Raw genomic sequence first — 20,121 nt, 5'->3', positions numbered from 1 at the left:
GGTCTGGCCTCCGTACCTTGATAGGCTTTAATTAAGGGGCTTTCAAACACGCTCGATAATCATTGCGATACCCTGCCCCACGCCAATGCACATGGTGCACAGCGCGTAGCGGCCGCCCTGGCGGCGCAGCTGGTAGGCAGCGGTGGTCGCCAGGCGAGCGCCGCTCATGCCGAGCGGATGGCCGATGGCAATCGCGCCGCCGTTCGGGTTGACGTGTGCTGCATCGTCGGGCAGGCCCAGCTGGCGCAGCACGGCCAGTGCCTGGGAGGCAAAGGCTTCGTTCAATTCGATGAGGTCCATGTCATTGATGGACAGGCCGGCACGCTGCAGTACGCGGCGGCTGGCTTCTACCGGGCCGATGCCCATGACGCGCGGCTCGACGCCGGCAGCCGCCATGGCGACCACGCGCGCCAGCGGGCGCATGCCCTGCTGTTGCGCTGCCGCTTCGGAGGCGATGACCAATGCACAGGCGCCGTCATTCACGCCCGAGGCGTTGCCCGCGGTGACAGTCAGGCCGGCACCGTTGACGCCTTTGAGGCGTGCCAGCTGTTCCAGGCTGGTGCCGGGACGCGGATGTTCATCCCGTTCGACGATGATGGCATCGCCTTTTTTCTGGGGGATGGTGACCGGGACGATTTCTTCAGCAAAGATGCCGGCTTCGTTGGCAGCCGCCCAGCGGGCCTGGCTGCGTACGGCAAAGGCGTCCTGGTCGTCACGGCTGATGCCGAAGTCTGCCGCGACGTTATCCGCCGTTTGCGGCATGGTATCGACGCCGAACTCGGCCTTCATTTTCGGGTTGACGAAGCGCCAGCCGATGGTGGTGTCATAGACAGCATTGGCACGGGAAAAGGCGCTTTCGGCTTTGGGCATGACGAAGGGTGCGCGGCTCATGCTTTCGACGCCGCCCGCGACCACGAAGTCGCAATCGCCGGCACGGATGGAGCGCGCGGCCAGGCCGACCGCATCCAGGCCGGAGCCGCACAGGCGGTTCACGGTGGTGGCCGGAACGCCGATGGGCATGCCCGAGAGCAGGACCGCCATGCGCGCGACGTTACGGTTGTCTTCACCTGCCTGATTGGCACAGCCGAAGATGAGGTCGTCAACTTTGGACCAATCGGCGTTCGGGTGGCGTTGCATGAGCGCAGCCAGCGGTACGGCAGCGAGGTCGTCGGCGCGGACCGAGGACAGGGCGCCGCCATAGCGCCCGACGGGCGTGCGTACGGCATCACAGATAAAAGCTTCCGTCATGGATTCCTTCTCCCTGGGTGGCCGGAGCAGCCATTCGCTGACCGACCGGACGGTTATAGTATTCTCTATGTGCTATTAAGCACCGAAAAGCATCACAATTCAATAGGGGTTTCCGATTAATTTGTAATGTTTCAGTGTGATGAAGCTGTTGGGGATGTGGTGTTTCGCGGGAGAGGCGCTGGTTGGCTGGTGCAGATGACCGAGGCAAGGCGTAGCGGGTCAGTGGAGGACAGGCGGCAGGCGCTGTCTCTCAAGCGCACATGGGCCATGCCATACCAGGACTGATATAGGTACAAGTGCCCAGCCTGGATGTGAGTCTTTCAGCCCGCTAGACCTGGGACGCGGGTTCAGACTGGTGCCTGTCCCGTTTCTGCATACAGGCGCCACGCTCATGATGACTCCACGCAAGAATGCCGGCCCTACGGCCAGCCATCCATCAGCACCACCACCGCCACCCTCACCGTCGGCTGCCGTCCGCCGGGCGCTGGCACTCAGCAATGATCTTGTGTTCAAGACGCTCTTCTCGCGCCAGCCACATCTGCTGACCGACCTGATCAACGCCGTGCGCTATCGCTATCCTCCCATCCAGGTCGTGCAGATACGCAACCCGAATATTCTTCCCGCTGACGTTTCCAGCAAACAGATTATTCTGGATATCCTGGCCAAGGATGCCTGCGGCAGCTTCTTCAATGTCGAAATGCAGCTGCGCCATTACCCCCAATGGCCGCAGCGCAATCTGTTCTACCTCGCCCGCATGCTCTCCGACCAGCTCGACACCGGGCAGGAATATCAAGCACTTAAACCCGCCGTCAGCATCAGCCTGCTGGGCCATGACCTCTACCCCGACTACCCCGCACAGGCCGACTGGCACTTCACGCTACGCGACTCGCAACGTCCGGCCGTGCAGTTGCAGCCCGGTTTGGGACAGGCCATGCAGGTCCATATAATCGAACTCACCAAGGCAGAAACACTGCACGCCTTTCCTCCCGCACTCTCTGCCTGGATCGCCTGCCTGCGGCACAACCTGGAAGAGGACCGTATGAACCAGATCGAACACCCGCCCGTCCGCGAAGCCATCCAGCATCTCGAAGACATGTACTCTGAACGCGACCTGCGCCTGATCGCCGTACGCAGGGAAATGGCCGTTGCCGACTACTGGCTTGGCCTGGAAGATGCCAGGCAAACCGGGCAGCGGGAAGGCTTGCGCACAATGTTGGAGCGCCAGTTAATGCGCAAATTCGGCAGCGTGACGCCCGCAAGCCAGCAACAGCTGGCCCAGGCCAGCGTGGCGCAGATGGAGCAGTGGAGCGAACAATTGCTTGATGCCAATACTCAGGAAGCGGTATTCCGCTGATCGCCGGCCCGCAGGCTGGCGGTGCACGGCAAAACAGGCAAACGCGCAAAGCGTGGTTGGGCCTGGTTCAGCCAGACGCCATGGCAGGCCCATAGAGACATGGATCGGGTCTGCGCCAGCGATGTCCTCAGCCTTTAGCCAGGCAACGCTGATATCCCTATCACGCGCTTCCTGGCTGCCGGGCCGGTTACTGCATCTGCCGCAGTTGCAAACTACGCTGTTTGACGGTCTGGCCCGCCTCCGGCAAGGCGCCGTCGCCATCAATAAAATGATTGGCGATATAGCGTTCCGCTGGCCGCGATAAGGCCAGATAGAGGGTAGCAAACAATCGCCGGGCTTCGTGGCCGGCCCAGTCTGACGGCAAGGCTTGCGCAGGCAGGCGCGGCGCGCGCAGGGCAATGCCCCGGTATTGATGCACCAGCAGCAGGCGCAAGGTCAGCGCCATCGCGGGTTCGACGCTGGCGGCAATTTCCTGCACTGGCGAAAAACGTTCAATGAAAGCGCTGAATGCATCGGCATAGCTCTGGAAATCCCAATATTCCGTTGCAAACTGGCGCATGGCTGCCCCACCCTGCACGACACTGGCATCCCATACCAAGGCATCGTCTGTCAGTTCCGGCGCACCGTCCGGCCCGATCGCCAGGCGAGGATTGAGCGCGGCATAACCCAGCCGCTTGAGCCTGCGCATGGCCGCATCCGGGTCGTTCCCCCCCAGATAAATCAGCCGCCATTGGCTGGCATCGTGGGGTTCATAGAGAATGCTGGCAGCATAGGCAAATTCCGCCCGGGCTTCTGCCGTCAGGCGATAGAAGCTGCGCCGCCCCACCCGTTCCCCTTCCAGCTGCCCCGCCGCGACCAGGCGCGAGACCGCCGTGCGCACCAGGCTTTCGCTGATGCCCACGGCGGCGCAGGCTTCGATCAGGTTGCCCATCCAAAGCACGCCGCCACGCGGCTCCACGACGTCGCCATAGATGGTGACGATGAACCCCGCTCCCTTGGGAGGACTGGCGGCCAGCAGACGTTGCGCCAGGGTTTCGGGCAGGGAACGGGCGGCAGCCTGCAAGGCAGGCTGGCCAGTTTCAGAGTGGGGATTCGCGTTGCTCACGGGCCTGGTATAACGAGTGCTGGAAAATGTCCGACACTCAGAATGTACCAGTTTCCGCCGCTTGCTCCAGCTTGCGGCACGGTGCAGGTGCCAGGCCGGCCGCCGCCAGCTCGCGCAGGCGTGCCACCACTTCCTTCAATCCCCGCGCCTCGGCGTCATGCAGCAGGCCGCCGCGCCAGCGCGGGAAGCCATAGCCATGGACTTCGACCAGATCGACATCCACGGCACGCTGGGCGATGCCTTCTTCCAGAATCAGCGCCGCTTCGTTCACCATGGGCAGAACGATGCTGTCGATGATTTCCGCTTCACGCCATTCGCGTTGCGGCACACCGGCAGCCGCCTCGGCGATCACCCTGGCTACCGTGTCGGACGGCAAGGGGCGACGCTCGCCCGGCGCGTAGTCATACCATCCCGCCTGGGTCTTCTGACCAAGACGCCCTTGTTCGCACAGCCTGTCCGCCACCGGCGCAAAGACGTCCTCGCCGCGTTCACGCGCTGCCTTGCGCTGGAATGCGGCAATATCCAGCCCGCCCAGATCCTGCGCCTCGAACGGCCCCATGGGCATGCCATAGGCACGCATGGCAGCATCCACGGCCTGCGGCGTGGCGCCAGCCAGCAACAGGCGTTCCGCTTGCGCACGCAGGGTGCGCAGGATCCGGTTGCCGATGAAACCATCGCAGATTCCAGCACGCACCGGAATCTTGCCCAAGCGGCGTGCCAGCGTAAAGCCGGCCGACAGGACATCGGGCGCCGTTTGCGGAATCGGTACGATTTCCAGCAATTTCATGATCTGCGCCGGGCTGAAGAAGTGCAGGCCGATGAAACGTTCCGGCGCAGCCAGGCCCTCAGCAATGAGAGCGGGATCCAGATAGGAGGTGTTGGTCGCCAGAATGGCGTCCGGGCGGCACACCTGCGACAGTCGCGCAAATACGTCGCGCTTGACCTGCAGGTCTTCAAATACCGCTTCGATCACCAGATCAACCTCGGCCAGCTCGGCATCTACCGTCGTGCCACGCACACCGCCAACACGCTCAGCGGCAGTGCTCTCGCTGATGCGGCCACGTTTGACACTGCTCTGGTAGATATCGGACACCCGTTGCAAGCCACGCTGCAACGCCGTGTCATCCCGCTCCAGCAAGATCACGGGAATACCGGCATCACGCAAGGCCACCACAATGCCTGCGCCCATGGTGCCGCCACCGACCACGGCTGCGCTGTTCACTGCGCGCGCTTCCACTCCGTTGAGCTCGGGCGGACGGGTAGCGCCACGTTCCGCAAAGAAGATGTGGCGCAAGGCTCGCGCCTGATCCGAGGCGCGACGCTCCAGGAAGCTCGCCCGCTCGAACGCCAGCGCCTCCTGCACACTGCCTTCGCAGGCACGGCGTACGCATTCCAGTGCCATCCCTGGCGCGACTTCGCGGCCGGCACGCTTGCGCAGTTCGGCTTGCGCCTGTTCCCAGAAACCTGCGTCCACCGGCGCCACGGTGCGCTGCAGCAAAGCCTGGGGCAAGGGGCGCTGCAAGGCAGCACGCAGATAGGCCAAAGCCTCGCGCCGCAGATCCCCCTCTACCACTGCATCAAACAGGCCGGCAGCCTGCGCCTTGGCGCTTGCCAGCGGCGCACCGCGCGTCACAAGCTCCACCGCTAGCGCCGCTCCCACCAGACGCGGCAAGCGTACGCACCCTCCCGCGCCAGGCACCAGTCCCAGCTTGACCTCCGGCAGCCCGGCCTGCGCACCGGCCAGGGCCACGCGGAACCGGCAGGCCAGCGCAATTTCCAGCCCGCCTCCCAAGGCGCTGCCATGAATGGCCGCCAGCCAAGGCTTGGCGGCATTTTCGATACGAGCGACGACATCCGGCAAATGCGGTTCCTGCGGCGGTTTGCCGAACTCACTGACGTCCGCGCCGGCAATAAAGGTGCGCCCCGCGCAGATCAGGACGACGCCCTGAACATCGGGGTCCGCATCCAGCGCCTCTGCCGCGGCGATCAGGCCGCTGCGCAAAGCCTGCGACAACGCATTGACAGGCGGAAAATCAACAGTGACGACAGCCAGGCCGTCTTCGCGTTCTATCGTAATGCTCATTTCTACATTCCCAGGTAAGCCGAACGGATGCGCGGGTCTTCGATCAGTTGCTGTGCCGGTCCGGACAGCGTGATCTTGCCAGTTTCCATGACATAGCCGCGATCCGCAATGGATAAGGCGCCAAAGGCATTCTGCTCGACCAGCAGGACGGTAACGTCCAGGCTCTTCAGGCTTTTGACGACGTCAAATATCTGCGCAACCAGGATAGGCGCCAGGCCCATGCTGGGCTCGTCGAGCAACAGGCAGGACGGACGGCTCAGCAGCGCGCGCGCCATGGCCAGCATCTGCTGCTGCCCGCCGGACAGGCCTCCGGCGGCAAGGTTGCGCTTCTCACGCAGCACCGGAAACAGCTGGAAGGCATCTTCCATGTCCCGGTCCACTTTATCATCGGAATACAAATAGGCGCCCAGGCGCAGATTTTCTTCCACCGTCAGGCTGGTGAAAATCTGCCGGCCTTCGGGAACCTGCGCCAGGCCTTGCTTGACACGCTTATAGGCCGGCACATCGTTGAAACGCTGCCCCCGAAAGACGATATTGCCATCCTGTACCGGCTGAATGCCCGACAGGCAGCGCAAGAGCGTGGTTTTGCCTGCGCCGTTGGCGCCGACCACCACGACGATTTCGCCAGCGCTGACTTCCAGGTCCACGCCGTGCAGGACTTCGATGCGCCCGTAGCGCGACCGCAATTGGTTAACGCTCAGCATGTTTCGCCGCCTCCTCCTTCGCTGCCGCGCCCAGATAGGCTTCGATCACCCGCGGATGGCTGGCAACCTCAGCCGGCAGGCCCTCGGCAATTTTTTCCCCATGGTCCAGCACCACGATGTGGTTGGAAATCCGCATGACCATCTTCATGTCGTGTTCGACCAGCAGAATGGAAATGCCGCTGGCAGCCACCTCGGCCACCAGATGCTCGATTTCCTCGGTTTCGACCGCATTGCAACCGGCGGCGGGTTCGTCAAGCAACAACAGGCGTGGCTTGAGCGCCAATGCGCGGGCGATTTCCAGACGCTTGAGCGAACCATACGATAGCGAGGCCGCCTCAAAATCTGCCGCCCGGCCCAGGCCCACACGCTCCAGCAGTTCCCGCGCCTGCTCTTCCGAACGACGGGTGCGGCGGCGCGCCGAGGGCAAGCCCAGCAGATCCGCCAGCAAAGAGCCGTTTTCCTGCAGGTGAAAACCCGTCGCCACGTTCTCCAGCGCCGTCATGGCCGGGAAGATTTGCAGGTTCTGGAAAGTACGCGACATACCGCGCCGCGCCAACAGATGCGGCGCCATGCCGGTCACGGGCTCGCCATCCAGGCGCACTTCCCCCGAACCCGGCTGATAGACCCCGGACAACATATTGAACAAGGTGGTCTTGCCTGCCCCATTGGGGCCAATGACCGACACGATCTCGCCGGCACGTACCTTGAAACTGACGTCGTGCACGGCGCGCAGGCCGCCGAAAGAAATGCCGACACCGGCAACATCCAGGAGACTCATCTCAGCCCCTCCCGCGAATGATGCGCGCAAGGCTGGGCAGAACACCGCCGCGCAGGAAAATCATGACCAGCATCATGATCAGGCCGAGCACGATTTGTTCGTACTCGTGGAAGAAGGTCAGCACCTGGGGCAAGGCCGTCAGGACGGCTGCGCCGAAGATGGCGCCCAGAACGGAACCGGCGCCGCCCAGCACGGCCATCGTCACGATCTCGACGGAGTGCATGAAGCTTGCCGCATCCGGCGTGATGAACCGGTTCTGCATGGCCAGCAGGGAACCCGCCAGCGACGCATAGACCGCGGAGATCACAAAGCCGCGCAGCTTGAAGCGTGCGACATCGACCCCAACCGTGCGCGCCGCCACTTCTGAACCATGCAAGGCCCGCAATGCACGTCCGGTGGCGCTGTACTGCAGGTTAAGCGCCACCCAGGCCCCCAGCACCAGCATGATGCCATTGAACCCATACCAGAACTCGGCATTGCTCAGGTTCCAGCCCATGTCCTTGAGCGCAGCACGCATGCCCGGATCCTGAACGGCAATCCCGTCAGGGCCGCCGGTGAGCCAGGCTTCATTGGTCAAGACCATCGCAACCAGTACGCCAAAGCCCAGTGTGGCCACGGACAGGTAATAGCCCCGCAGCCGCAGAATGGGCCGCCCGACCAACCAGGCCAGCAAGCCTGAGATGACCGCGCCCAACAGCGCAGCCAGCAGGACCGGCATGCCCAGGTACTTGGGCGCCAGGGCGCAGGCATAGGCGCCTATGCCGAGAAAACCGGCGTGGCCCAGGCTGATCTGACCGACGAAGCCCGTCAAGATCACGATGCCGACCACGGCCAAGCCGTTGACGAAAATCAGCGAGCCGACGCGCAGGTAATAGGACGAGGGGAAAAACAGCGGCGCGACGGCGATCAGGATCGCCAGCACCAGCAAAGTGGCATGTTTCGGAGACAGTTTCTTCATGATTTACACCCGCTCCGCCGCACGGCGCCCAAAGAGACCCTGGGGCATGAAGAACAACACGCCGAGAATCACGACAAACGCTGCCGCATCCTTGTACTGCGAACTGATGTAGCCCGCCGTGAAAGCCTCCAGCAAGCCCAGCAACAGGCCGCCCGCCAAGGCGCCCTTCGGGTTGCCCATGCCGCCCAGCATGGCGGCAGCAAAGCCCTTGAGCGCCATGGTCATGCCGATGTCATAGCTCACCAGCGTAATGGGCGTGACCAGCACCCCGGCCAGCGCGCCAATGGCGGCAGACAGGGCAAAGGACAGGGTCATGATGTATTTGGTGTTGATCCCCACCAGCAGCGCCGCGATGCGGTTGTTCGCCGTCGCCAGCACCGCACGCCCCGTCAGGGTGCGGGTAAAGAACAGCCACAGCCCGACAAAGATCACCAGCGCGCCAACAATCACCCACAGGCTCTGCGGCAGAATGGTCGCGCCCAGGACACGAATGGGGTCGTCACCGGAAAATGCCGGAAAACGATGCAGTTGCTTGTCGAACACGACCTGCGCCACCCCTCGGATAAAGATGGAAGCGCCGATGGTGATGATGATCAGGCTCGCGACAGGCGCGCCGCGTGCCGGCTCGATCGCCAGTTTATTGAGTGCCACCCCGATGGCAGCCGTTGCCACAATGGCCAGCAAGGCGGCCAGCGGCAGCGGCGCACCCGCCATATAGGCAAAAGCGGTAATCATGCCGCCGAGCATCACGAACTCGCCCTGTGCGAAGTTCGCCACATCGGAGGCGTTATAGATAATGGTAAAGCCCAGGGCCACGAGCGCATAGACTGCGCCAACGGTCAGCCCTGACAGCAGGAACTGCATGAATTCAGGCATAGGTGTCTCCGGATTTGAAGAAACCTCGCCCGGGTCCTGTTTCAGGAGCCAGGCAAGGGTATCTTCGGCGCTACGATGAGCCGCTGCGCTGCCTGGCAGCTGCCATCCGGCAGCGGGCAAGCAAACGGCTCAGCTCGTCTTGCAGCGTGGCACAGCCCCGCGCCGTACCTTGCTGCAAGCGCCGGAATGTCGTTCAGTTACTCGACGATTTTCCAGCCGCCATCACGGATTTCCAGCATGCGGAAAGCGCTCAGGTCCAGGCCCAGGTGATCCTGCGGCGTCATGGTGAAGCTGCCGGTCGTGCCCATATAGCCCGTCGTCGATTCCAGCGCATCACGGATCGCTTCCGGCTCGGCCTTGCCGGCGCGGTTGATGGCATCGACAATCAGGTACAGCGCATCATGGGCATAGCCGCCGAACGTCGAGACCGGCTTGCCGGTTTCGCCCTCATAGCGCTTCTTGTAGTTCTGCACCACTTCGCGCTGGGGATCGTTCTCGGCCAGTTGCTCGGCCACCAGCAGCGACGTACCGGGCAGGCGCACGCCTTCCGCCGCCTTGGCGCCAGCCAGGTCGATGAAGGCATCGGACGCAACGCCATGCGATTGGTACAGCGGCAGATCCACCGCCAACTGCGCATAGTTGCGCGTCACGATGGCAGGCCCGGAGCCCATGCCCAGATTCAGGATGGCCTGAATGCCGTTCTTGTTGCGCAGATTGGTCAGCTGCGGCGTCATGTCGGCATCAGTCGGGCCGAAGGTTTCGTCACCGACAATAGCGATGCCGTAGTCGCCCACGATATCCAGGCATTGCTTGCGCATGGAAGCGCCGAAGCTGTCGGAACCCGACAACAGACCGATTTTCGTCAGCCCGCGCCCTTTCATGTCCTCGAAGATCTTGGCGCACGCCATGCGATCGGTGTGCGGTGTCTTGAAAGTATGCTTGCGCACCGGCTGGATGATTTCAATCGCGCCAGCCAGCGAAATGAAAGGCACCCCGGCTTCTTCGACCACGGGAATGATGGACATCGTCGTGCCGGTCGTGGTGCCGCCAATCACGGCCACGACTTCGTCGTCTTCGATCAGACGCGTGGCGAAGGTGCGGGCCTTGTTCGGATCGCCGCCGTCGTCATAGGCAATCAGCTTGATCTTCTCGCCCTGGACGCCGCCCTTGGCGTTGATATCATCCACCAGCATCTTCAGGGTGCGCGCCTCGGGCTCGCCCAGGAAGGAGGCAGGGCCCGTGGCCGATACTGTCGAACCGATCAGGATATCGGCGCTGGCCGTACCGGTTGCACACCAGGCCAACGCCACGGCGCCAGCCAGCTTGAACACATTCTTTTTAGTGAATTGCTTCATGTTGTCTCCCTCCAGTTTATGAAATGAACTGCTTAGTGGCAGCTGAACCTCGGGTCGCAGAAACCCGCCAAGGCCCGGACTGCCGGACACAGAAACCCCTGTGAACCAAAGTGGCACGGTGAACCGGCCGGATCCGGCGCCTCTTGGAGGGCGCCTGGATAAAAAGCTAGGAAAAATCGTCTCTCCGATCAGACGCTGGCAGGCGCCGGACGACGCCACATCACTACGCGGAAGCGATTGGCCACAAAGGCGCTGTCGGCAAAGCAGGCATTGCCCGCCGGATTGGCACCGGTCACATGGAAATCGCTGAATGCCGCGCTCTGGTTGACATAGATGCCGCCCAGCAGATTGACCGACAGATTGACGCCGGCCTCTGCAAACGCATCGGCAGCATCCAGAATGCCGGCTTCGCTAGTGTCATAAAGTGCTGCCGTGATGGCGCCTTTGCGTCGTGCCAGGTCTGCTGCGCGACGTACGCCATCTGCGGCGTCATCCACGGCAACAAGCAGCGCAATCGGGCCAAAGCGCTCGGCTTCGTAGGCTTCTACATCGCTGGCATCAACCGCCACGATCAGCGGCGTCGCAGTACGCGCGGCACCCGCAGCATCCAGCGGTGCGGAATCCCGCACAATGCGCCCCAGGGCACGGGCTTGAGCCACTCGCGCCAAGGTATCGGCATTGGCGATGGCACCCGCTACCGCTGCCGCGCGCGCCGGATCGGCCAGCAGGCCATCCACCGCCGCTGCGATGCCAGCGGCCACGTCATCAAAGGACTTGCGCTCGCCACCGGCCATGATGCCGTCACGCGGCACGAACAGATTCTGCGGCGCCGTGCACATCTGACCGCTGTACAGCGACAGCGAAAAGGCAATGTTCTGGCACATGGCGTCGAAGTTGTCGGTGCCAGCAATCACAATGCTGTTGACGCCGGCTTCCTCGGTATAGACCAGCGGCGTCGCGGCATGTTGACGCAACCACTGGCCGAAATGGCTGGAACCGGTGTAGTCGATCTGGGCAACCCCTGCGTGCTCGGCAAATGCCTTGGCCTGGCCCTCGCCCGGCTCTTCGGCGGCCAGCAGCACCACATCCGGCGGCAGGCCTTGTTCCGCCAGCACTTCACGGGCCACCAGCACGGTCAGCGCCATGGGCAAAATGGCGGCAGGATGCGGCTTGGCAATCACGGTATTACCCGTGGCAAGATTGGCAAACAGACCGGAATAGCTGTTCCAGGTCGGGAAGGTCTGGCAGCCGATCAACAGGGAAACGCCACGCGGCACGATACGCCAGTGCTTGTCCATGATGATATCGCCAGCCTTGCCTTGCGGCTTGACCCAGCGCGCGCTGGCAGGAATGCGCTGCATTTCATCCCAGGCATAGGCCAGTGCTTCCAGACCACGGTCCTGGGCATGCGGGCCACCCGCCTGAAAGGCCATGGGAAAGGCCTGACCGGACGTATGCATGACGGCGTTGGCCATCTCGAAGCTACGACGATTCAGGCGCGCCAGGATTTCCAGGCATATACCGACGCGGGTTTCGACGCTGGCATTGGCCCAGGCCGCGGCAGCCGCCTGCGAGTGCTCCACCAGCAGATCCACATCTGCCGCCGGATAGCGGATTCCCAGCGCACCGTCGCCGGACGCCGCCATCAATGGCGACACCTCAGCGCCCACCCGGCGCTGCTCGGGATGGCCGGGCAACTCGAAATCGCCATTCAGGTGCGCTTCATAGCTGGCCAAGCCTTCCTGCTTGGCGGTTTCGCCATAGATCTTGCCACTGGGAACCTCCGGATAGGCGGTCCAGAACCCCCGTTCGCGTATTGCTGCAAGGGCCGAATCGAGCGTGGCGCGGTGCTGTTCAAACAGGCTGGACATACTGGTTTTTCCCATGTTGAAGAGTGCGAGGGAATTATTGACCGACCGGACGGTTTATGCAATAGTAGGAACCCGAATACCCAAGCGCCACCAAGCTGTAAAAATGGCGCCCCAGGATCTCCGGAAAAAATTTCCGGCGAAAAAAGAATACGGCCCCGGGCCTCCGTTCCGTCTGCTACCGTCACTGGTAGCCCGATGCCGGAACAGGTGGACCGGCGGTAAAAAACGAAGGAGACAACGTGGAGCAATCCTCTCACGACACCGTGCTCGTCAGCCTGGAGCAAGGCGTACTGCGCCTGACGCTGAACCGCCCTGACAAGCTCAATTCATTCAATGAAGCCATGCACCTGGCGCTGCGCGCCGGCCTGGATCGCGCCGAACAGGACAGCGCCGTACGCGCCGTGCTGCTGACTGGCGCTGGCCGTGGTTTCTGCGCCGGACAGGATCTGGGCGACCGCGATCCCCGCAAGAGCGGCGGCAGCGCCCCCGATCTCGGCGCCACGATCGAACAGTTCTACAACCCCCTGGTACGCCAGATCCGCCGCCTGGAAAAACCCGTGATCTGCGCCGTCAACGGCGTGGCGGCCGGTGCTGGCGCCAATCTGGCGCTGGTCTGCGATATCGTCCTGGCCGCCCGTTCGGCACGTTTCATCCAGGCCTTCTCCAAGATCGGCCTGATTCCCGACTCCGGTGGTACCTGGAGCCTGCCGCGCCTGCTGGGCGAAGCCCGCGCCAAGGCCCTGGCCCTGACGGCTGCGCCGCTGAATGCAGAAACCGCTGCCGACTGGGGCCTGATCTGGCGCGCCGTCGATGACGAAGCACTGCAGGAAGAAGCCCTGAAGCTGGCACAGCAACTGGCGCAAGGCCCCACGCGCGGCCTGGGACTGACCAAGCGCGCCATCCAGGCAGCCTCCACCAACAGCCTGGACCAGCAGCTTGAGCTCGAACGTGACCTGCAGCGCGAAGCCGGCCGCAGCCACGATTACGCCGAAGGCGTCGCCGCCTTCCTCGACAAGCGTCCGGCCGTCTTCAAGGGGAACTGAAATGGACATCAGCACCCTGAGCCCGCAAGCCCTGGCCCGCGCCTGCGCGCAAGCCATGTGGCAGGATGACCGCGCCACCCAGCATCTGGACATGAAGCTGGACCTGGAACAAGTCGGCCCCGGTACGGCCACCATCCAGATGCGTATCGACGCCAGCATGCTCAATGGCCACCGCACCTGTCACGGCGGCTATATGTTCACGTTGGCCGACTCGGCTTTCGCCTTCGCGTGCAACACCTATAACCAGCGCACCGTCGCGCAGCACTGTTCCGTCAGTTTCCTCGCCCCCGCGTTCGAAAATGATGTGCTGACAGCCACGGCGCGCGAAATCAGCCGCAGCGGCCGCAGCGGCATTTATGACGTGGTCATCCGCAACCAGGATGGCGCCCATATTGCCGAATTCCGTGGTCATGCGCGCACGATCAAAGGCACGCTGTTGCCGGAATCGGCCCCCTGAATACCCGCTGCCGGCATCAGACCGGCACGAGAGAACCCGATTGCGGCACGAGTTCGTGCCGCCAACTATCGCAAGAATCAGAAGCCATAGCAGGAGACAAGCATGGAAAACCTGGCGCCTCGCAAAGAGGATCTCGATCCGATTGAAATCGCTTCGCGCGATGAACTGGCCGCGCTCCAGCTGGAGCGCATGAAATGGTCGCTGACCCACGCTTACGAGAACTCGCCGTTCTACCGCAAGCGTTTCGATGACGCCGGCGTCCATCCTTCCGACCTGAAAACGCTGTCTGATCTTTCCAAGTTCCCGTTCACGTACAAAACCGACCTGCGCGACACCTACCCGTTCGGCATGTTCGCCGTGCCGCGTGAACAGCTGGTACGCATCCACGCCTCGTCGGGCACGACCGGCAAGCCCACCGTGGTTGGCTACACCCGCAACGACATCGACACCTGGGCCACCGTCATGGCGCGCTGTATCCGCGCAGCCGGCGGCCGCCCGGGCGACGTCATGCACAATGCCTACGGCTATGGCCTGTTCACGGGCGGCCTGGGCGCCCACTATGGCGCGGAAAAGCTGGGCTGCACGGTGGTGCCCATCTCCGGTGGCATGACCGAGCGCCAGGTGTCGCTCATCAACGACTTCCAGGCGCGCATCATCATGGTGACGCCGTCCTACATGCTGTCCATCCTGGATGAATTCAAGCGTCAGGGCATGGATCCGCGCGAATGTTCTCTGGCGGTGGGCATTTTCGGCGCCGAGCCTTGGACCAACGCCATGCGCCTGGAAATCGAACAGGCCTTCGACATGCATGCCGTGGACATCTATGGCCTATCGGAAGTCATGGGGCCGGGCGTGGCCAACGAGTGCGTCGAAACCAAAGACGGCCTGCACATCTGGGAAGACCACTTCTACCCCGAAATCATCGACCCCGTTACCGGTGAAGTGCTGCCTGACGGCGAACAGGGCGAACTGGTCTTCACCACGCTGACCAAGGAAGGCCTGCCCATCATTCGCTACCGTACCCGTGACCTGACGCGCCTGCTGCCTGGCACGGCACGCACCATGCGCCGCATGGAAAAGATCACCGGCCGCAGCGACGACATGATCATCCTGCGTGGCGTGAACGTGTTCCCGACCCAGATCGAAGAACAGATCCTCAAGTGCAAGGGCCTGGCCCCGCACTTCCAGATCGAGCTGAGCCGCAATGGCCGCATGGACAACATGACGATCCATGTGGAATGCCAGCCCAACGCCACGGATGAACAGGCCCGCGCTCGTTCGGCCAAGGAACTGGCCCACCACATCAAGAGCATCGTCGGCATCAGCACGCTGGTGGATGTGACCTTGCCTGGCGCGGTCGTCCGCTCCGAAGGCAAGGCCAAGCGCGTCGTCGATAACCGGCCCAAGCGCTAAGCCGCCAGGCACCGCCGGCATGCGGCAGGCACTCGCGCAGCTTTCCACCAAAAGCGCGAGGCCACCCGCATGCCGCGCCTGGCGCTACCCAGGCGCCGGCCCTACCGTTCCAGGCAATAAAAACATGACGGTCCGGCAGGGCCGAGACCTGGACGAAGGCCGTCTGCAGCAGCGGAATGCGGTAACATCGGCCACAGCGTGGCGCCGTTTTGTTTGCGGCGTTTGAGTGGCCGGACACCGCCCATGCCTTAGGTGCCGACCCCGCACCGCCTGCCAGACAACGCTGGCCGGCCCTGCGGGGTGCCCTTCCGTTGCCTCGCCGGCACGCAGCCAGGTTGCGCCATCCACCGGCAATGCCTGCTCCGGACCGGCCAGCCCGCGCCGTTTGTGGCGCAGCGGGTGCCGTTATCCCGGCCACTCAGAATAATTACTATTAATAGGACGATATATCAGCATGGCACGCACGCGCGCGGCAGATTTCGAAGAAAAACAGCGCAGCATCCTGACCAGCGCCGCCGCAGTCTTTGCGGAACTGGGCATGGAAAAGGCATCCATGGCACAGATCGCCTCACGCAGCAAAGTCTCGAAGGCACTGCTCTACCACTACTACCCCAGCAAAGACGCCCTGATCTTTGACATTATCCGCAGCCACCTCGAAGAGCTGGATCACGCACTGGAAATTACCGCAGAGGAAAGCAAGGGCGACGATGCCGAAACCCGCCTGCGTAAACTGGTACGGCAAATCCTCGAGTGCTACCGCGATGCGGACGACATGCACAAGGTTCAGCTCAACCGTTCTGGCTCACTGACCGAAGAACAGGCACAGGAACTCAACCTGCTGGAACGCCGTATCGTGCGCAGGATTTCTGCGGTCATCTACGAGATCAACCCGCAACTGGACGAAAACCGTCCCTTGCTCAAGCCTGTGACCATGTCCCTGTTCGGCATGCTGAACTGGGTCTATATGTGGTTCCGCCCCGATGGCCCTGTCAGCCGCGAGGAATATGCGGATATCGCCACCACGCTGGTGCTGGAAGGGCTGAAGGCCATTCGCTGACATCCGCTGCGCCCCATGTGAGGGTGCCGGTAAAAACAGGGCAGCCATGCCGGGCACATAAGACCCTGGCATCGCTGCCCTGTTGCATCGCTGCCCTGCGGTATTGCCGCCTGCGACGGCAATCACCGGATTCAGGCGCGGGCGTCACTCGCCAAAACCTGCCGCGCGGCGACCTCCACCTTGGCTCGCGCACGCCAGGCCAGCACGCAGGCGCACAGCACGCCGCAAGCCAGGCAGGCCAGCATTCCCGTCTGCCCGAGGTGATCCAGCAGCCAGCCGGCTGCGACAGGCACAGCCAGGCGGGTCACGGTAAACAAGCTGGATTGCAAGCCATAATCCGAGGCATTGCGCTGGCGCCGCGTGAAGAACAAGGTCAAGCCGAACATCAGTGCTGACACCGCTCCCATGGCCGCAGCCAGCAGCAAGGCGCTGCCGATCAGCCAAGCGCCCCCCAGGCGCAAACCTATGATGGCGGTCAACAGCAGCAGCGCCACCAGGGCTGCCAGCAAATAGCAGAATACTGCCCTGCCCGCGCCCAGCCACATCGCCAGCCGTCCCCCCAGGAGACTGAACACGGCCCCCGTCAGCCCCCCGACGATACCGATGATGAACGCTACCTGCTCCAGCGGCATCCCCTGATCCAGCATCAGCGGCTTGAGGTATAGCCAGGCCGCCCCCAGGAATGGGAAACCCATCAGCAAAAGCCAGGTCCACTGCCGTGCCCCGGCCTGGCTGAAAAAGCCGATCCAGTCGGCCACGAACCCTTCCAGCGGCGCGTCGTCCTGCCTGGCGGATGCTGCCGAAGGTAGCGGCAAGCCAGCCTGCCCGCGCAGCCATAGAAAAGGCAGGCATCCCAGCGCCAGGGCAGCCCCCATCAGCCAGAACGGCATCTGCCAGCCATGACGGGCCTGCACCAGAATCATGATACCGCCCCCGATGATGGCTCCCAGGAACAAAGCCGCCGAACGGATGCTCCCGGCGCGCAATTGCTCGCCACGCGGCAGGCACTGGACTGCCAGCGCATTGAGCGGAATGTCAGCCCAGGTGGTAGCGATACTGATGGCGAAAGTCAGGCCGAATAGCCACAACGGCTGGCTGATCAGGTTCTGCCTGCCAATCTGCCAGTACAGCACAAGCACCACCAGGCACAGCCCCAGCAGCCAGTTCACAAAATGTCCGTGGCCCAGCCGCACCCGCTGCACCGGCACGGCAAACAGGAACTTGAAGATCGCTGGAAGCGCCGCCAGCTGGAACAGGCCGATTTCCGTCCCGCTCCAGCCATGCTGGCGCATGACCAGCGGCATGCCGAACATCAAATAGATGCTGGGCACGGTCAGTGCCAGGTTCAGCCAGCCAAACAACAGCTGCAAACCGAATATCCGGGTCTTGTTCACATTACCTGCCTTGCCTTGCGGGCCACCAGCGCCGTTACCGGGGCCACAGGGAAACAAATATCACCGGCCAGCTCCACGCTGGCAAAGCCCGCCTGCCGCAATTGCCCGGCCGTTTCTCGCGCTGGCAAGACATGGCGCCCCATCATGCGCATATTGAGGTAATAGGCCAGCACCCGGTGGTCGGGCAGCTCCGCGCTATCACTATCGACCTGCGCATGACAGCAGACCAGTACCCCGCCTGGTTTCAGGGCGCGGAACAAGCGCGCGAGCAAAGCGGGCACGTCGGGCACGAAATGCAGCACCGAGGAGCACCAGATCAAGTCATAGCCCTGCCCGACCTCATCGCGGGCAATATCGCCCCCCTGCGCGCGCAAGCGGCTGGCCAGGCCTGCGGCGTCGATATTTTCCTGGGCCACGGCAGCCACTTCCGGATACTCAAACACCACACCTTCCAGCATGGGCAGGCGCTGTGCCAGCGCCACTGCCACCAGCCCCGGCCCGCCGCCCAGATCCAGCAAATGCCGGCTCTCCGGATACTCCGGCAGGCGCTCCAACACAGACAGCGCGCCCTGGATCGACGCCGCACGCTGCTCCTGCGCAATCTGCAAACGCGCCGCTGCCGCCCAGGCCCGGCCTGCAGCCCCCGGGGCAGCCGGCGTTTGCGCCGCAACCGAACCGCCCTCATCCGGTAGCAACAGCGCATCAAGCTGCGCGCCAGACTGCCGCAATACCTTGTGCCGGTACAGCAGCGCATCTCCGCAGTACAAAGGCGAAGTCACGGACAGATAGGGCGCCAGGGCAGGCGCCAGACGATAAACAGGCTCGGCACTGGCAGTCCTGCCTGCGGCGTCAACTGACGCCTCGACACGTTCCACCACGCCCATGGCCCACAGCAGTTCGATCAGCTTTTCCAGGCGTCCGGCATCCACTGCCAGCGCACGCGCCAGCTCGGCTATCCCGCGGCAACGCGCCAGCTGCTCCGGAAGCTGCAATTGCAATGCCACGCGCAGGGCGTCCGCTTCCAGCCCTGCCAGCTGCCTGTCCCAGTACGCCTGCAGCGGATGTTCCTGCACCACAGCGGTTCCAGCGCTCATGATCGGCCTCCTCCCATCGTTTCCGAACGGCACGGGAACGCACCGAACAAAATAATCAACTCATTGATAATCATGGATTTTTAAGAAAAAAAGATAAGGTATTAAGCACATCTCGATAACCAAACAATGATATATTTAATGAGAATTATTAATTTTTGTTCTATGCAAAAAGCATGAAAAAGTATGCGTGGCACTGCAGCGCACCGATACGCATGCTTCCTTCCGGAGAATCACAGGGATGAATACTCGCGCAAGCGTCTGCCGCCTCGCCGCCGACGAGCCCCGGGCATGTCAATCTCTGGGGCACGGCAGAACCCGCATCCAGTTGCCCGAAGACCTGGGGCGCTGCTTTCACGACTTTCTCGAACTGGAACCTGGCCTGGGCTTGGGCCGCCTGCACTACCATCCGCTGCAATCGCTGGTCGAGGAAACCAATGGCCCGCACCGGGGCCGCGTCATGGTGGTCACCATCGGCCTGCAAGGCCGTTCCAGCTATCTGGGCCAGGATGCCACCCGCCTGGAATTCCAGGCCGGCCACACCACCATCACCGCCTTCCAGGCCATTCCCGGCGAGCGACGCTATGAAGCCGGCGATACCGTCGCGCAACTCCGTATCGTGGCTGACGAGCAACTCATCCGGAAATACCTGGGCGACACCCGCACCATCCAGCTATTCGGCAACAGCCGCCTCAATCGCCTGGCATTCCGCGCCGGATCTCCCATGACCCTGTCGCATGCAGCGGCACTGCTGCGCCATCTGCAAGCCGACCAGGAAGCGCCATCACGGCTGGATCTGCACATCCATGCGCTCAGCCTGCTGAATGAGCAGTTCAATTTGCTCGCACCGCGCCAGGATGCAGCGTCCTACGCCATGGCGCCACGCGATCTGGAACGGATAGAGCGCGCCCGCGACATGCTGGCTGAACACCTCGATAAGCCCCTCACGCTGGACTACCTTGCCACCACCACTGGCCTGAACAAAAACAAGCTCAAGGAAGGCTTTCTGCATCTCTACGGTTCGACGCCGGCAGAACTGCTGCTGGAACTGCGCATGCGCAAGGCCCATGCCCTGCTGGAAGCGGGTCAGCAAGTCTCGCAGGCGGCTTGGCAGGTGGGCTACAAATACGCCAACAACTTCACAGTTGCCTTCACCCGCTACTACGGCCAATCACCCAAGGCGATTTTCGGCAAACGCGTGGAAGACCGCTGACCCCTTGCACCGTGCCTGAGCGACACCGCTCAGAGCATGCTGCCTGCCTGAGCCTGCCGTAGCCGCCAGTGCCCATCCCCGGCGGCCTCCGCCGCGTCTTCGCCCCATACCCTCCCAGCTC

17 protein-coding genes are annotated in these 20,121 nt (G+C 62.9%); 6 read left to right on the top strand and 11 right to left on the bottom strand.

Annotation, left to right across the window (positions count from 1 at the left end; genetic code table 11):
* Window positions 1-42 precede the first annotated feature (42 nt).
* On the bottom strand, window positions 43-1,248 hold the full coding sequence (pcaF, locus tag ACNA1V_RS10030; protein ID WP_415833481.1) for a 3-oxoadipyl-CoA thiolase: 1,206 nt from the start codon (window positions 1,246-1,248) through the stop codon (window positions 43-45).
* A gap of 391 nt (window positions 1,249-1,639) precedes the next feature.
* On the opposite strand from pcaF, the gene ACNA1V_RS10025 reads away from it, so the two are divergent.
* A complete protein-coding gene (locus ACNA1V_RS10025) occupies window positions 1,640-2,602 on the top strand; it encodes an Rpn family recombination-promoting nuclease/putative transposase (RefSeq protein ID WP_415833480.1) in 963 nt (320 codons plus the stop codon).
* Window positions 2,603-2,789: 187 nt separating this feature from the next.
* Here the strand turns inward: ACNA1V_RS10025 and ACNA1V_RS10020 are convergent, their stop codons facing one another.
* The 8 genes from ACNA1V_RS10020 to paaN form a co-directional block, all read right to left on the bottom strand.
* Window positions 2,790-3,707, bottom strand: coding sequence for a PaaX family transcriptional regulator C-terminal domain-containing protein (locus ACNA1V_RS10020; protein WP_415833479.1), 918 nt, complete (start codon window positions 3,705-3,707; stop codon window positions 2,790-2,792).
* 37 nt (window positions 3,708-3,744) lie between these two features.
* Complete coding sequence (locus ACNA1V_RS10015; protein ID WP_415833478.1) at window positions 3,745-5,790, bottom strand: 3-hydroxyacyl-CoA dehydrogenase NAD-binding domain-containing protein; 2,046 nt, start codon at window positions 5,788-5,790, stop codon at window positions 3,745-3,747.
* 2 nt (window positions 5,791-5,792) lie between these two features.
* Window positions 5,793-6,494, bottom strand: coding sequence for an ABC transporter ATP-binding protein (locus tag ACNA1V_RS10010; RefSeq protein ID WP_415833477.1), 702 nt, complete (start codon window positions 6,492-6,494; stop codon window positions 5,793-5,795).
* Complete coding sequence (locus tag ACNA1V_RS10005) at window positions 6,481-7,272, bottom strand: ABC transporter ATP-binding protein (RefSeq protein WP_415833476.1); 792 nt, start codon at window positions 7,270-7,272, stop codon at window positions 6,481-6,483. The genes ACNA1V_RS10010 and ACNA1V_RS10005 overlap by 14 nt, the downstream gene beginning before the upstream one ends.
* A 1-nt stretch (window position 7,273) precedes the next feature.
* Entirely contained in the window at window positions 7,274-8,230 is a 957-nt protein-coding gene (locus ACNA1V_RS10000) for a branched-chain amino acid ABC transporter permease (RefSeq protein ID WP_415833475.1), read from the bottom strand.
* Window positions 8,231-8,233: 3 nt separating this feature from the next.
* On the bottom strand, window positions 8,234-9,106 hold the full coding sequence (locus ACNA1V_RS09995) for a branched-chain amino acid ABC transporter permease (RefSeq protein WP_415833474.1): 873 nt from the start codon (window positions 9,104-9,106) through the stop codon (window positions 8,234-8,236).
* A gap of 197 nt (window positions 9,107-9,303) precedes the next feature.
* Window positions 9,304-10,461 carry an ABC transporter substrate-binding protein gene (locus ACNA1V_RS09990; RefSeq protein WP_415833473.1) on the bottom strand — a complete coding sequence of 386 codons (1,158 nt, stop codon included), beginning with the start codon at window positions 10,459-10,461 and terminating at the stop codon, window positions 9,304-9,306.
* A 188-nt stretch (window positions 10,462-10,649) separates the two neighbouring features.
* On the bottom strand, window positions 10,650-12,332 hold the full coding sequence (gene paaN / locus ACNA1V_RS09985) for a phenylacetic acid degradation protein PaaN (RefSeq protein WP_415833472.1): 1,683 nt from the start codon (window positions 12,330-12,332) through the stop codon (window positions 10,650-10,652).
* Window positions 12,333-12,571: 239 nt separating this feature from the next.
* Between paaN and paaG the strand changes: the two genes are divergently transcribed.
* From paaG to ACNA1V_RS09965, 4 genes are all read left to right on the top strand, one after another.
* A complete protein-coding gene (paaG, locus tag ACNA1V_RS09980; RefSeq protein WP_415833471.1) occupies window positions 12,572-13,375 on the top strand; it encodes a 2-(1,2-epoxy-1,2-dihydrophenyl)acetyl-CoA isomerase PaaG in 804 nt (267 codons plus the stop codon).
* A gap of 1 nt (window position 13,376) precedes the next feature.
* Window positions 13,377-13,832, top strand: coding sequence for a hydroxyphenylacetyl-CoA thioesterase PaaI (gene paaI / locus ACNA1V_RS09975; protein ID WP_415833470.1), 456 nt, complete (start codon window positions 13,377-13,379; stop codon window positions 13,830-13,832).
* 102 nt (window positions 13,833-13,934) lie between these two features.
* On the top strand, window positions 13,935-15,245 hold the full coding sequence (paaK, locus tag ACNA1V_RS09970) for a phenylacetate--CoA ligase PaaK (protein WP_415833469.1): 1,311 nt from the start codon (window positions 13,935-13,937) through the stop codon (window positions 15,243-15,245).
* Window positions 15,246-15,699: 454 nt separating this feature from the next.
* Window positions 15,700-16,302 carry a TetR/AcrR family transcriptional regulator gene (locus ACNA1V_RS09965; protein ID WP_130487276.1) on the top strand — a complete coding sequence of 201 codons (603 nt, stop codon included), beginning with the start codon at window positions 15,700-15,702 and terminating at the stop codon, window positions 16,300-16,302.
* 131 nt (window positions 16,303-16,433) lie between these two features.
* Here the strand turns inward: ACNA1V_RS09965 and ACNA1V_RS09960 are convergent, their stop codons facing one another.
* Both ACNA1V_RS09960 and ACNA1V_RS09955 read right to left on the bottom strand, forming a co-directional pair.
* A complete protein-coding gene (locus tag ACNA1V_RS09960; RefSeq protein WP_415833468.1) occupies window positions 16,434-17,696 on the bottom strand; it encodes an MFS transporter in 1,263 nt (420 codons plus the stop codon).
* Entirely contained in the window at window positions 17,693-18,790 is a 1,098-nt protein-coding gene (locus tag ACNA1V_RS09955; RefSeq protein ID WP_415833467.1) for a class I SAM-dependent methyltransferase, read from the bottom strand. The genes ACNA1V_RS09960 and ACNA1V_RS09955 overlap by 4 nt, the downstream gene beginning before the upstream one ends.
* A gap of 238 nt (window positions 18,791-19,028) precedes the next feature.
* Here ACNA1V_RS09955 and ACNA1V_RS09950 point away from each other — a divergent pair, with 238 nt between their 5' ends.
* A complete protein-coding gene (locus ACNA1V_RS09950; RefSeq protein WP_415833466.1) occupies window positions 19,029-20,000 on the top strand; it encodes a helix-turn-helix transcriptional regulator in 972 nt (323 codons plus the stop codon).
* Window positions 20,001-20,121 lie beyond the last annotated feature (121 nt).

The organism is Kerstersia similis (genome assembly GCF_965139615.1).
Lineage (GTDB): Bacteria > Pseudomonadota > Gammaproteobacteria > Burkholderiales > Burkholderiaceae_B > Kerstersia > Kerstersia similis.
This window is presented reverse-complemented; position numbering and strand designations above follow the sequence as displayed.